The organism is uncultured Campylobacter sp. (genome assembly GCF_938045535.1).
Lineage (GTDB): Bacteria > Campylobacterota > Campylobacteria > Campylobacterales > Campylobacteraceae > Campylobacter_B.
On sequence record NZ_CALIMQ010000039.1, the window covers coordinates 1 to 13290 of the forward strand.

The 13290-nt window shown below is 48.7% G+C and carries 11 protein-coding genes and 2 pseudogenes; all 13 read left to right on the plus strand.

Annotation, left to right across the window (positions count from 1 at the left end):
- Positions 1-355 (plus strand): annotated as a pseudogene (gene secF, locus Q0095_RS01480) (protein translocase subunit SecF); the annotation flags it as partial.
- A gap of 9 nt (positions 356-364) precedes the next feature.
- Positions 365-706: a DUF6394 family protein gene (locus tag Q0095_RS01485; protein WP_005872279.1), complete on the plus strand. Its 342-nt coding sequence runs from the start codon at positions 365-367 to the stop codon at positions 704-706.
- Between the two features lie 9 nt (positions 707-715).
- The gene (gene leuS, locus Q0095_RS01490) at positions 716-3163 is read left to right on the plus strand and encodes a leucine--tRNA ligase (protein WP_297880703.1); all 2448 of its coding nucleotides are present in this window, start codon (positions 716-718) and stop codon (positions 3161-3163) included.
- Between the two features lie 6 nt (positions 3164-3169).
- A complete protein-coding gene (gene lptE / locus Q0095_RS01495; protein WP_297880705.1) occupies positions 3170-3709 on the plus strand; it encodes an LPS assembly lipoprotein LptE in 540 nt (179 codons plus the stop codon).
- 37 nt (positions 3710-3746) lie between these two features.
- Positions 3747-3941, plus strand: a pseudogene (locus Q0095_RS10215) (bifunctional folylpolyglutamate synthase/dihydrofolate synthase); the annotation flags it as partial.
- Positions 3942-4061: 120 nt separating this feature from the next.
- Positions 4062-5333, plus strand: a complete 1272-nt coding sequence (locus tag Q0095_RS01500) for a bifunctional folylpolyglutamate synthase/dihydrofolate synthase (RefSeq protein WP_366805925.1) — start codon at positions 4062-4064, stop codon at positions 5331-5333.
- Complete coding sequence (locus tag Q0095_RS01505) at positions 5326-6219, plus strand: M23 family metallopeptidase (RefSeq protein ID WP_297880709.1); 894 nt, start codon at positions 5326-5328, stop codon at positions 6217-6219. The genes Q0095_RS01500 and Q0095_RS01505 overlap by 8 nt, the downstream gene beginning before the upstream one ends.
- Before the next feature lie 6 nt (positions 6220-6225).
- Positions 6226-9186: a DEAD/DEAH box helicase gene (locus Q0095_RS01510; RefSeq protein ID WP_297880711.1), complete on the plus strand. Its 2961-nt coding sequence runs from the start codon at positions 6226-6228 to the stop codon at positions 9184-9186.
- Entirely contained in the window at positions 9170-10153 is a 984-nt protein-coding gene (locus tag Q0095_RS01515) for an ATP-binding protein (protein WP_297880714.1), read from the plus strand. Before Q0095_RS01510 ends, Q0095_RS01515 begins: the two co-directional genes overlap by 17 nt.
- Positions 10150-10275 carry a hypothetical protein gene (locus Q0095_RS01520; protein WP_297880715.1) on the plus strand — a complete coding sequence of 42 codons (126 nt, stop codon included), beginning with the start codon at positions 10150-10152 and terminating at the stop codon, positions 10273-10275. The genes Q0095_RS01515 and Q0095_RS01520 overlap by 4 nt, the downstream gene beginning before the upstream one ends.
- The gene (locus Q0095_RS01525) at positions 10272-10970 is read left to right on the plus strand and encodes a 3-methyladenine DNA glycosylase (RefSeq protein ID WP_297880718.1); all 699 of its coding nucleotides are present in this window, start codon (positions 10272-10274) and stop codon (positions 10968-10970) included. Before Q0095_RS01520 ends, Q0095_RS01525 begins: the two co-directional genes overlap by 4 nt.
- 150 nt (positions 10971-11120) lie before the next feature.
- Positions 11121-12257, plus strand: a complete 1137-nt coding sequence (gene wecB, locus Q0095_RS01530; RefSeq protein WP_297880720.1) for a UDP-N-acetylglucosamine 2-epimerase (non-hydrolyzing) — start codon at positions 11121-11123, stop codon at positions 12255-12257.
- On the plus strand, positions 12251-13290 hold a 1040-nt coding region (gene wecC / locus Q0095_RS01535; RefSeq protein ID WP_297880722.1), incomplete at its 3' end, for a UDP-N-acetyl-D-mannosamine dehydrogenase. The genes wecB and wecC, both read left to right, overlap by 7 nt.

Consider the following 13290-nt stretch of genomic DNA (forward strand, 5'->3'; position numbering starts at 1 on the left):
CGTTGTTTTCGATAGAATTCGAGAAGGCGTAAAAGATAGTAAATCGATTAAGCTTGATGAGGTTATAAACGAATCGATCTCTCACACGCTATCGCGCACGCTGCTTACTTCGCTTACGACTCTCATCGTCATCGTGATTTTATTCGTTTGGGGCGGCGAGATGATCCACGGCTTTAGCTTCGTGATGCTAATAGGCGTCATAGCAGGAACTTTCAGCTCCGTATTTGTAGCTGCTCCGATGCTGATTTTGTTTAAATTTAACGTTGAAAAGTACCGCGCGTTTTTAGCTGAAAAACAGCGCCGTATCAAAGAGAAAGAAAAGAATCGCGCCATGTATGAAAAAGGCACGGTGTAAGGATAAAAGATGAACTGGGGAAGGGTAATTTACATATTTTTTGCGCTGATGAGTATGACTACGATAGGCGGGTTTTTGTATGAGAAGAATGAAATTTTACTTTTCATAGCAACCAGCGTGAATGCGGTCTCGACGCTTTTGAAGGTAGGCGTGCGAAATATGCTAGCAGCTGAGCTTTTTGCAAGCTCGCTCGTAGCGGATCTGCATCTCATACCGGCGTTCGTTTTGATTGTAGTAGCGCCGGGAGATCTATCGATCGTGACCTCGCTTGCGATCGGCGCGCTACTTGCAAACTTTTTCTCGCTAATTTTAATAGCGATCGAGTCGGCAAAAACTAAAGACGAATTCTAGGAGCGCAAAATGCCTTACGATAGTAAAAGTATTGAGCTTAAATGGCAGAAAATTTGGGACGAAGAGGGAGTTTTCGAGCCTAAGGACGATTACAGCCTGCCTAAAAAATATATCCTTTCGATGTTTCCTTACCCAAGCGGCCGCATTCACATGGGGCACGTACGAAACTACAGCATCGGCGACGCGCTGAGTCGATATTATAGACTACGCGGATACAATGTGCTTCAGCCGATCGGCTTTGACAGCTTCGGCATGCCTGCGGAAAATGCGGCGATCAAACACGGCATTCACCCTAAAACTTGGACTTACGAAAATATTGATTATATGAAAAATGAGCTGCACCGCCTTGGCTTTAGCTTTTCGGCTCGTCGCATGCTCGCTACCTCCGATCCGCTTTATACGCGCTGGGAGCAGGAATTTTTCATCAAACTTTTTGAAAAAGGACTCATCTACAGAAAAAGCGCCGTGGTCAATTGGTGTGAGCACGATCAGACGGTGCTTGCCAACGAGCAGGTCGAGGAGGGCAGGTGTTGGCGCTGCGGCAACGAGGTCGTGCAAAAGCAGATGCCTGGCTACTACCTAAAAATCACCGCCTACGCGCAGGAGCTTTTGGATTGCCTAAAGCAGCTTGAGGGCAAGTGGCCCGCTCAGGTGCTTACGATGCAGGAAAACTGGATCGGGCGCAGCGAGGGTTTAGAATTTGACTTTAAATTTGACGAGCAAAGCAGCGCCAAACTTGGCGGTATCGAGGGCTTTAAAGTTTTTACGACGCGCCCCGATACGATTTACGGCATGAGCTATGCGGCGGTCGCGCCGGAGCACGAGGTCGTAAAGAGACTTTTGGATAATAATTTACTCGGCACCGAAGCTGCGGCGAAGGTGAGAGAAATTTTAAATCAAAGTCCACGAGAGCGCCAAGCAAGCGATAAAGACGGCGTGAGCCTCGGAATCAGCGTGCTTCATCCGCTGAGCGGCAAAAAAATCCCCGTTTGGACCGCAAATTTCGTCCTAGCCGAATACGGCGGCGGCGCGGTCATGGCTGTGCCTGCGCACGATGAGAGAGACTTCGAGTTTGCAAAGAAATTTAACCTGCCGATCATTCAAAGCATAGCTCCTAAAAGCGGCGATTACGACGCTAGCAAAGCCTACGTAGATAGCGGAGTTTTGGTAAATTCCGCGGAATTTAGCGGCATGGATAGCGAGAAGGCAAAAAGCGCCGTTATCTCAAAATTTGAGGAGTTAAAGCTCGGACGTCGCGTGGTAAATTTTAAATTGCGCGATTGGGGAGTGAGCCGCCAGCGCTACTGGGGCGCGCCGATCCCGATGATCCACTGCCCAAAATGCGGGCTGGTAAGCGAAGAAATTTCAAATCTGCCCGTAGAGCTTCCGCAGGATATTAAAATCACCGGTAAGGGCAATCCACTCGATACGCATCCTAGCTGGAAGTTTTGCAAATGCCCTAAATGCGGCAGCGACGGAGTGCGCGAGACAGACACGCTCGATACCTTTTTTGAAAGCTCGTGGTATTTCGCGCGCTATGCAAGCGACGAGCGGACGTGGCGGCAGCGGGCGTTTGACGAGCAAAGCGTGAATTACTGGATGAACGTCGATCAATATATCGGCGGCATCGAGCACGCGATTTTGCACCTTTTGTATGCGAGATTTTTCCAAAAGGCTCTTCGCGACATAGGCTATCTACGCGACGGCGAGCCGTTTGAGCGGCTGCTAACTCAGGGTATGGTGCTAAAAGATGGCGCGAAGATGAGCAAAAGCAAGGGCAACACCGTCGATCCCGATGACATTATCGAGACCTACGGCGCCGATACGGCGAGACTTTTTATACTTTTTGCCGCGCCGCCGCAAAAGGAGCTTGAGTGGAACGACAGCGCGGTAGAGGGCGCGTATAAATTTCTTGGTCGCCTCTACGATCGCGCCGAAAACGCCTACGCTACGGATAAAATTCCGCAGATCGACCACGCCGCTTTAAACAAAGAGGAAAAATATGCCCGCCTTAAAGTTTATGAGGCGCTTAAGAAATCACAGCAGGTTTATGAGAGCAGCTTTGCTTTCAATACCCTAATCGCCGCGTGTATGGAGGCGCTAAACGCCCTAAACGCGCAGAGTAACAAAGACGTATTTACTGAGGGTTACTTTGTGATCTTAAACCTGCTTGAGCCTATCGTGCCGCACATCTGCGCCGAGCTTAGCGAGAAGCTGTTTAAAAGACGAAATTTCGGCGAGCTACGAGTTTGCGAAGAGGTCTTTGAGAGCGATACGATCAAGCTTGCCGTCACGATTAACGGCAAAAAACGCGCTGAGTTTGAGGCGAGCGCTGGCTTAAGCGAGGGCGAAATTTTAAACCTTGCGAAGCAAAACTGCGTCAAATGGCTAGAGGGCAAGAGCGTCGTAAAAGAAATTTATGTCAAAAACAAGCTCGTAAATTTGGTAATAAAGTAGGCGAAGATGAGAAAAGCTTTAACCGTTTTTTGTTTGATTTTTTTAATCGGCTGCGGCTACAAGCCCGTTTCAAGGATCGCGAAAGAGACGATGAATGGAAGCGTATTTGTGGATGTGATGATGAGCAAGACCGATCCGCAAAACACTGTCGCGATCAAAGATGCAATCAGGCAGGGTATAGTCCAGCGCCTAGGGATGAGCCTTGCAGATAAAAACTCGGCGCAGACGATCGTAGTAGCGAGCATAAAAAGCCTAAGCTTTAGCGAGCTTTCATACGATCAGTTCGGCTATGTCACTAGCTACCGCGCAAATCTTGTCGTAAATTTTAGTACCAAGCTTAAAAACGGCGAGGTTTTCAGCAAGGATTGCGTGGGAGATTACGATTTTAAAGTTAGCCGCTTAGTCAAAAATAGCTACGATACGAGCTCGATCATTAGCGATAAGGACCGCTACAAGGCGATCGAAAATGCCTCCACGCAGGCGTTTGACGAGTTTATTTCGGCGCTTGCGATTAGGGGATTCAGACTTGAGCGGGCACAGCATTAAAGAATTTTTGCAAAATCGCCCGATTTATTACAAAAAAATCGACTATGAGCGCTTCCCGCGGGCGTATGCCGCCATTAAAGATAAAATTCCGCTCAAAAACGTCATTCAGATCATCGGCACCAACGGCAAGGGCAGCACCGGGCGGTTTTTGGCTAACGCGATCGCCGCAGCGGGCTTTAACGTCGGGCACTACACCAGCCCGCACGTTTTTAAGCTCAACGAGCGCATCTATCTAGGCGGACACATCGCGCAAAGCCCCGTTTTTGCGTTAAATTCAGGTGCTTCAAATTTTAAAAACGAGCAAAATTCCGCTTCGGCGTCAAATTTTACGGAAAAACAAAATTCCGCAAAGATGCAAAATTTTGCGAACAGAGAAAATTCCGCCTCTCAAATTTCTATTTCTAATTTGCAAAATTCCACCACGCAGGATTTTATCGCCACTCAGAATTCGCACGGCGAGCAGAATTCTGCCCTGCAAAGCTTCGTTTCTACCACACGAAATTTTTGTAGCGAGCAGAATTCCATCGCGCGAAATTCGATCGATACGCAAAATTCTGCTTCTACACAAAATTTATGGAATTCGCAAGATCTCAAATCGCCGTCTGAGCAAAATTTAAAATTCTCGCCGGAACAAAATTTTAAATCTCAGCTAAGATCAAATTCCAAATCCGCTCAAAGCTCGCTTCCCATTTCGCTAGGGCGCGATGCTACGGATGAGGAGCTTGATTTCGCGCATGAGTTTTTGCAAGAGAGCTTGCCTGCAGAGTTTAAAGATAGCCTGTCATATTTCGAGTATCTCACGCTTGCGGCGGCAGTGCTTTTTAGGGATTGCGATTACTGCGTGATCGAGGCTGGGATGGGCGGCGAGTTTGACGCTACGTCGAGCTTTGGGCGCATGCTGTCGCTTTTTACACCGATCGGCACCGATCATTTAGGCATGCTAGGACAAAATCTAGAGCAAATCGCCCACACCAAGCTCATTACGATGGATAAGGAAGCGATTTTAAGCGACGAGATGAGCGAGGTTCCGCTTCGTATCGCGCGGCAGATCGCAGAGCAAAAAGGAACTCATTTGAGGTTTGCAGCAGAGCTTTTAAGCAAGAGCGAGCGAGCGCAGATTGCGGAATTTTGCGCGCACAATAATCTGCCTAAATTTCAAATTTCAAATTTAGCCCTAGCGCTTGCCGCGATGAAATTTTTAAATTTGAAATTTGAAATTTCGCAGCTACCGCCTCTAAATTTATGCGGCAGGATGGAAGTTTTGGCGCCGAATTTGCGCGTGGACGTCGGGCACAACGAGCTTGCGGCGCAGCAAGTAGCCCGCGAAATTACCGAAATCTACGAGGGTAGAAAGATCGTGCTGATTTACAACGCTTTTGCCGATAAAGACGTAGCCGCAGTGCTGCGGACTTTAGCGCCCGTGGTAGAGCGCGTGGAGATCTTTAACTACGAGGTTGCGGATCGCGAAATGGCGGCAGAGGCGATAACCCGTGCGCTTGACGCGCTTAAAATTCCGCATTCACCGTTTCGCGGCGAGCTTAGAGCGGACGAGGAGTATTTGGTTTTCGGCTCGTTTCATTTGGTAGAAAATTTCATTTTATGGCTTGAGGCGCGCTGTGGCTAAAACTAAACTCACCCTAAGTGATCACTTTGGCACCAAGACGCTGTATTTTGGCGAAAATTTTAGATTTCAACTTAAAATTTTATCCGCGTTTTTTGTAATTTTTCTGCTCGTTCTGTTTTTTGCGATCTTTAAACTCGCGAGCGACCGATCAAATTTAAAGGAGCTAAACAAAACCCTATATGCCGAAAATCTCGCGCTAAAAGAGCAAAATATCGCGCTTGAGGGCAAAAATGAGGAGGTGCTTGCAAAGCTGGACGGACGCGAAGACGATGGAGGCGGGCTGGATAGTGATATCCAGGTAATGCTTGCGATGAATGAGATGAAAAAGGAGCGCAAAAAGGGCTCCGGCGCGCACATCGCAGCTAGCGAAAAGACGGCGAGCGCGATTCTTAGCGCTGTGCCTAATGGACTTCCGATGCAGTATCGCGGCGTTACTAGCCCTTTTGGGATGCGTACTCATCCAATCAGCGGCGTTATGAGGATGCACCACGGCATCGACTTGCGAGCGAGTGAGGGCACTCCGGTGTTTGCGACAGCAGAGGGCTTTGTGCAGTTTGCAGGCGGTAGTGGCAGCGGATATGGAATTTTAGTGATTCTATCGCACAATTATGGCTTTGAGACCCGCTACGGCCACCTTAGCTCCGCGGTCGTAACGCCCGGCTCTTGGGTTAAAAAGGGCGATCTCATCGGCTATAGCGGTAACACCGGCTACAGCACCGGCCCGCACTTGCATTACGAAGTTAGGTTTTTGGCTCAAAGCGTCGATCCTGCAAATTTTATGAGCTGGAACGCGCAGAATTTTAAAAATATCTCAACCTTGGAGCCTAACGTATCGTGGCAGGAGATCGCAAACGTCGTGCAGCACCAGATCGAAAGCCTAAAGTAGGGCAAGATGCAGGCTGAAATTTACGAATATTTTTTGCAAAACCAAAAAGAGCTTTTGATCTGCGAGGACGAAAAGGAAGCCGCGGCGTGCGAGCAGGTGCTTAAATTTATGGGCTACGCAGCCTTTTGCCTGCCCGATTTTAGAGCGAGCTTCGGCGAGGATCTGCGCAGCTACATGGGCGAGCTTGCGGGTATCAGCACCGCTCTTAGCGCTTTTTACAAAGAAAACGGCAAAAAAATTTTAATCTCGCCCGTCCGCACGATCCTAAACAAACTCCCCGCTGCAAGCCATCTGCGCCCGCTAAATTTAAAATTTGGCGAAGAGTTAAACTTAAGCGAGCTGAAAGAGGAAATTTTGCGCCTCGGATACGACGTGCGCGATATCGTCGAAAGTATGGGCGAGGTTAGCTTCCGTGGCGAAATTATCGATATTTTTTCGGTAGGGAGCGAAAGCGCGGTTAGAATTCTGCTCGACGGCGAGACGGTCGAGAGTATCAGGCGCTTCGACGTCGCGACGCAAAAAAGCGAAAGACAGGAGCTTGCGCAAGCCGAGATAGCGCCGTTTTTGGCAAATTTAAGCGAGGACGAGTTTGAGAGCGTGAGCGAAAAGATATCGCGCGCGGACAGCGACGCGTTAGCCCGCGATCTGGGCTCGCTCGGGTTTTGGTTTATTGACGGCTTCGTAGATTACACAGAGGCGTTTGATTGCGTCTTGCTGCACGAGATCAAAAAGGATGAAATTTTTTCCGAGCGCAATTTAGATTTTTTAGACGCGATCGAGGTATTGCCCGTGGCGCGCAAATTTAAAGACCTCGCCGTGACGCCGTCGCAGGAATTTTTTGAATTCCACCGCAGCGAGGCTATCACGCTGATCGCGCGAAACGACGCGCTGCTCGCGCCGTTTGATCTTAGTGGATTTAGCAATATCGAAATTTTACGCGAGGATTTCGTCGTAAATTTAATAAGCGCCGAGCGGATCATCCTTTCGCTAAACAAAGCGGCGCCTAAAAAGCGCGTGCGAAGATCGAGCCTGGCGCTGGATGAGCTGAACGTGGGCGATTTTGTCGTGCACGAAGATCACGGTATCGCTAAATTTAACGGGCTTGAGCTCATCGAGGTGATGGGGCGCAGTAAGGAGTTCGTATCCCTACTCTACGAGGGCGGCGACAAGCTGCTGCTGCCGGTAGAGTATCTAAATAAGATCGATCGCTACGTAGCAAGCGGCGGCGCGGTGAGCTTGGATCATCTGGGCAGGGCGAGCTTTTCAAAAATCAAGGAGCGCGTGCGCGAAAAGCTCTTCGCGATCGCTTCAAAGATCATTGCGTTGGCGGCAAAGCGCGAGCTCGTGCGAGGGCTCGTCATCAAAAACGAAAGCGCAGATTATGCGAAATTTTTAAGCGCAAGCGGTTTTAGCTACACGAGCGATCAGCAAAAGGCGGTGGGCGCGATTTTGGCGGATCTGCAAAGCGGCAAGGTGATGGACCGCCTGCTTAGCGGCGACGTGGGCTTTGGAAAGACCGAGGTCGCGATGAATGCGATCTTTGCCTGCATCCGCAGCAGCCATTCGGTGCTGTTTTTCGTACCCACTACGCTACTTAGCTCGCAGCATTACGCCACGCTTAGCGAGCGCTTTAGGGAGTTTGAAATTCCCGTTTTCAAGCTCGATCGCTTCAGTAGCGCAAGGCAAAAGAGTGAAATTTTAAAGCGCCTGCAAAGCGGCGAGGCGATCGTCGTAGTCGGCACGCACTCGCTTTTAAATTTAAACCCCGCAAATTTAGGGCTTATAATCATCGATGAGGAGCATAAATTCGGCGTTAAGCAAAAGGAGCGGCTCAAAGAGAAAAGCGCCGCCTCGCACCTGCTTAGTATGTCTGCTACGCCGATACCGCGCAGTCTAAATATGGCGCTAAGCTCGATTAAAAGCTACTCCACGCTGCTTAGTCCGCCGCAGGATCGCCTGGACGTGCGCACCTTCGTCAAGCAGTGGGACGAAAAGATCATAAAAGAGGCGATTTCGCGCGAGCTGCGACGCGGCGGGCAGATTTTTTACGTTCATAACCACATCGCGACGATGCAAAGCGCCAAAAAGAAGCTGCTTGAAATTTTGCCGAGCCTTAAAATTCTAATTTTGCACTCTAAGATCGACGCCAAGACGACGGAAGATGAAATTTTAAAATTTGTAGCGGGCGGATACGATCTGCTACTTTGCACCAGCATCGTAGAAAGCGGCATTCATATGCCGCGCGTAAATACAATCATCGTCGAAAACGCTGATAAATTCGGTATCGCCGATCTGCACCAGCTGCGCGGCCGCGTCGGGCGCAGCAATAAGCAGGGCTTTTGCTACTTTTTGATCGAGGATAAAACCGCTCTTACGCAGGACGCGCTAAAGCGGCTCGTAGCGCTTGAGAGCAACTCGTTTTTGGGCAGCGGCTCGGTGCTAGCGTATCACGATCTAGAGATTCGCGGCGGCGGAAATCTGCTCGGAGAGGCGCAGAGCGGGCATATCGAAGCGATCGGCTACTCGCTTTATCTAAAGATGCTTGAAGAAGAAATCGGCAAGCTGCTAAGCAGAAAGAGCGCCGCTGCGAGCGTGGAGCTTAAAATTTCGGTAAACGCCTTTTTAAACTCGGAATTTATCAGAGAGGATCGCCTGCGCCTGGATCTTTACAGGCGGCTTAGCAAGTGCGCAGAGGCGAGCGAAGTGCTTGAAATTTTCGGCGAGATCGAGGATCGCTTCGGGCGCGCGGACATTTACACTAAGCAATTCATCGACGTGATGATGATTAAGGTTTTGGCTACGAAGCTCGGCTTACGCGTGATTTCGAGCATGGACGAAAATATCTTAATCACCCTTGCAAACGGCGATAAGGTGCGATTAAAGGCGCAGACGCGCGATGATGACGACGTGATAAGCGAAATTTTGATCTATCTGCGAAGGGAGCTAAAAAATGCGAACTTGCGATGAAAATATCAAAAAAAGCGCGAGCAAAAGCGGGAGCGAAAAGTTAAATTTAGACTCGGTGAGCGGTTTAAATTTAGCGCCGCAAGCCGTCCTAAAAAGCGCGCAAAGCGGCGCCAGCGAGCAAATTTACTTTAGCGATTTTAGCGCGATTGATTGGCGCACGGTGCAAGCCACCGTCTTTCGCGCGAGCAAAAAGGCGCTAAAGATCGTCCGAGACATCGATTTTACTGATCTTGACGCACTCGTGGGGCTAGAGAGCCAAAAATCGGCTCTTATAAAAAACACGGACGCTTTCCTACGCGGCTGCAGCGCCAACCACGCACTTTTATGGGGCGAGAGCGGCTGCGGTAAATCAAGCCTTACGAAGGCGGTTTTTTCTAAATTTATCCCGCAAGGCCTTAAGATCATCGAGATCGGCAGGGATGATCTGGGCTATCTCGCGGAGATAATCGACGCGATCCGCGAAACAAATTTTAAATTTATCATCTTTTGCGACGACTTGAGCTTTGAGCTCGGCGAGAGCGGCTACAAGCACCTAAAGCCGCTACTTGAAGGCTCACTGGAGCGCGCGCCGCGTAACGTGCTGATGTATGCGACATCCAATCGCCGCCACATCGTAGGCGAATGCGCAAGCGATAACGACGCCACGCAGATAAGCTGCGGCGAGCTGCACCTAAGCGATGCGGCGAACGAGCGAATCAGCCTTAGCGAGCGCTTCGGGCTACAGCTAAGCTTTTACGGCGGGAGTATGCGGGAGTATTTGCAGATCGTAGATGCCTATTTTGCGGCTGCGCAAGGCATGAGCGCGGCGGAATTTCGCTTGAGCTTTGCTGCAAATTTAGACGAACTGCATGCAAAGGCGCGTGAGTTTGCGATGCTTCGCGCAAGCCGCAGCGGTCGGGCGGCAAAGCAGTTTTTCCTAAGCTTTGGCGAGGAATTTTTTGCAAATTTAAAAGGCGGCGGCAGATGAATACGGCGCGCGAATTTAAATTTGGCGTAAATTTTATCGTCGTGCTAGAATGCGCGCAAAAAATCGCCGCCGCCGCGCGAAGTTTTAGAAACTACGCTAGAAATTTTGGAGGCGCGAAATGAGCGCGACCGAGCTTTTTATCGCGCTTTTTCGCGCCGTGAAAATCAAGGATTTGCGCTGGTGGCCAGGGTTTGGAAGCTTTGAGGTGGTCGTGGGGGCGATTTTGATCCAAAATACAGCGTGGCGCAATGCCGATGCGGCACTGCAAAACTTGCGTAGCAAGGGGCTTTTGAGCCTAGAAAGCATCGCCGGGCTAGAGGAAGCGGAGCTTGCGCAGATCATCAAAGTAAGCGGATTTTATAATCAAAAAGCTAGGCGCCTAAGCTTGCTTTGCAAAGCGATAATCGCGGATTTTGGGGATTTTGAGAGCTTTAAATCAGGCGTTAGCCGCGAGTGGCTGCTAGCGCGCAAAGGGATCGGCGCGGAGAGCTGCGATGCGATCTTGTGCTACGCGTGCGAGCGTGCGGTGATGGTCGCGGACAGCTATTCAGCGCGGCTACTCGGGGCTTTGGGCTATGAGTTTGAAAGCTATGACGAGCTTAACGCGTGGCTAGGCGAGCTGGAATTTGAGCGGATATATGAGTTTGTAAATTCCGCCAACTCTCCCTGCGATGCGACGGCAAAAGCAGATAAGCTGGAGAACGAAAACGGCGCATATGCACTATTTCACGGGCTCATCGTGGAATTTTGCAAAGCACATTTGAAAGGTAAAATTTTTGATGATTTTGCGATAGAATTTTTTGATAATTTAAAATAAATCTTAGCCGGCTTTAAAGCAAAGAACATTCTATACCATCCAAGTAGCGACAAATAGGTGATTTTATGTATTGTTAAGCGCCGATATAGCAAAATTTAATTAAAATTACGGCGATAAATTTGGTTAAAAAATCGATATTTAGGGGAGTTTATGACGAAAAGAAAAATTTTAATAGTATTTGGGACGCGTCCGGAGGCCATTAAGATGGCTTTGTTAATAAAGGAATTTCAAAAGCACGCGGAATTTGAAGTGAAGGTTTGCGTCACGGCGCAGCACAGACAGATGCTCGATCAAGTTTTGGAATTCTTTGAGATAAAGCCCGATTTTGATCTAAATTTAATGAAACAGTCTCAGGATCTGTACGACGTCACGTCAGGGGTGCTGCTCGGTATGCGCGGGATATTCGAGCGCTACAAACCGGACATCGTATTTGTCCACGGCGATACGACTACGACAAGCGCGGTATCGCTAGCCGCATTTTATCAAAAGATTGATGTGGCGCATGTCGAAGCGGGTCTTAGGACGCACGATATCTATTCGCCCTTCCCAGAGGAGATAAATAGGCAGATCACCGGCCTGATAGCCAAATACCACTTTGCGCCGACCGCGGGCGCAAAAGAAAATCTATTAAAAGAGGGCAAAAGCGCAGAAAACATAGTAGTAAGCGGCAACACCGTTATAGACGCGCTTTTTTGGACTATCGATAAGATAGAGCGCGATGCGGCCTTACGGGATAAAATTTTATCTTCCATAAATTTTAAATTTCATCTTAGCGAGAGAAAATTTATACTCGTAACAGGTCATAGGCGGGAAAATTTCGGTGAAGGCTTCATAAATATCTGCGAGGCTCTGCGCGAAATAGCCGCCAATAACGCCGACGTGGACATCCTCTATCCCGTGCATCTCAATCCGAACGTCCAAAAGCCGGTGAAGGAAATTTTATCAGGGCTACCGAATATTTTCTTGATGGATCCGCTGGAATACGACGCATTCGTGTATCTGATGAGTAAAGCGTATATGATCATCACCGATAGCGGGGGCATCCAAGAGGAGGCGCCGAGCCTTTGCAAGCCCGTTTTGGTAACTAGAAACAGAACCGAGCGCCCCGAGGGGATAGAAGCGGGATGCGTGAGGCTGGTCGGAACGAAGCGAGAAAATATCGTAAAAGAAGCGCAAAAATTATTAAATTTAAAAGATGAATATGATAAAATGAGCCAAAGTATAAGTCCTTACGGCGATGGAAAAGCATGCAGAAGGATACTCGATTTTTTGAAGGAAACATTGTGAAAAAAATTTGTATAGTAGGCCTTGGATACATCGGCCTACCGACAGCAGCACTTTTGGCAAATAGGGGTTATAAAATCCACGGCGTTGATGTAGTACAGAGCGTCGTAGATACGATCAATCAGGGCAAAATTCATATCGTAGAGCAAGGGCTTGGGGAGCTTGTAAAAAAATCAGTAGAAAGCGGAAATTTAAAAGCAGATGTTAAGCCTGATTTCGCAGACGTTTTTATCATAGCTGTTCCGACGCCGTTTCGAGATGGATACGCGCCAAATATCGATTATGTCATAAGTGCGGCAAAATCTATAATACCATACGTAAAAGACGATAACATGGTCGTTTTAGAATCCACTTCACCGGTAGGTACTACCGAAAAGATAGGTGAAATTTTAAAAAATGGCGGTGTTGATATTTCTAAAATTTATATCGCTCATTGCCCGGAGAGAGTTTTGCCGGGTAAAATTTTAAAAGAGCTTACGCAAAACGATAGAATCGTAGGCGGAACTACAAAAATTGCTACTAAAAAAATAGCGGAATTTTACGCAGAATTCGTAGAAGGCGAAGTTTTACAGACTGACTCAAAAACTGCAGAGATGTCAAAGCTTACAGAGAATTCTTTCCGCGACGTAAATATAGCCTTTGCAAACGAACTTAGCATTTTGTGCGATAAATTCGGCATTAACGTCTGGGAACTCATTTCGCTAGCAAATCGTCATCCGCGAGTTAATATTTTAAGCCCGGGCTGCGGCGTAGGCGGGCACTGCATAGCGGTCGATCCGTGGTTTATAGTGCATGCGGGCGGCTACGAAGCAAGGCTGATCAAATCTGCAAGAGAGGTCAATGATCACAAAGCTGAGTGGTGTATTGAAAAAATCAAAAACGCCGCTTTAAAATTTGAGCTGCAAAACGGCAGAAAGCCTAAAGTCGCGTGCATGGGGCTTGCTTTTAAGCCGGACATCGACGATTTGCGGGAGTCGCCTGCGCTAAATATAACCAGACGCCTGATCACAGACGGCGTCGATGTGGTCGCCGTAGA

Bases quoted from the DNA above. Each gene is read 5' to 3' on its own strand.
- Q0095_RS01510 (WP_297880711.1), top strand. From the start codon at position 6,226: ATGCAGGCTGAAATTTACGAATATTTTTTGCAAAACCAAAAAGAGCTT.
- Q0095_RS01485 (WP_005872279.1), top strand. From the start codon at position 365: ATGAACTGGGGAAGGGTAATTTACATATTTTTTGCGCTGATGAGTATG.
- Q0095_RS01525 (WP_297880718.1), top strand. From the start codon at position 10,272: ATGAGCGCGACCGAGCTTTTTATCGCGCTTTTTCGCGCCGTGAAAATC.
- lptE (WP_297880705.1), top strand. From the start codon at position 3,170: ATGAGAAAAGCTTTAACCGTTTTTTGTTTGATTTTTTTAATCGGCTGC.
- Q0095_RS01515 (WP_297880714.1), top strand. From the start codon at position 9,170: ATGCGAACTTGCGATGAAAATATCAAAAAAAGCGCGAGCAAAAGCGGG.
- leuS (WP_297880703.1), top strand. From the start codon at position 716: ATGCCTTACGATAGTAAAAGTATTGAGCTTAAATGGCAGAAAATTTGG.
- Q0095_RS01500 (WP_366805925.1), top strand. From the start codon at position 4,062: ATGCAAAATTTTGCGAACAGAGAAAATTCCGCCTCTCAAATTTCTATT.
- wecB (WP_297880720.1), top strand. From the start codon at position 11,121: ATGACGAAAAGAAAAATTTTAATAGTATTTGGGACGCGTCCGGAGGCC.
- Q0095_RS01520 (WP_297880715.1), top strand. From the start codon at position 10,150: ATGAATACGGCGCGCGAATTTAAATTTGGCGTAAATTTTATCGTCGTG.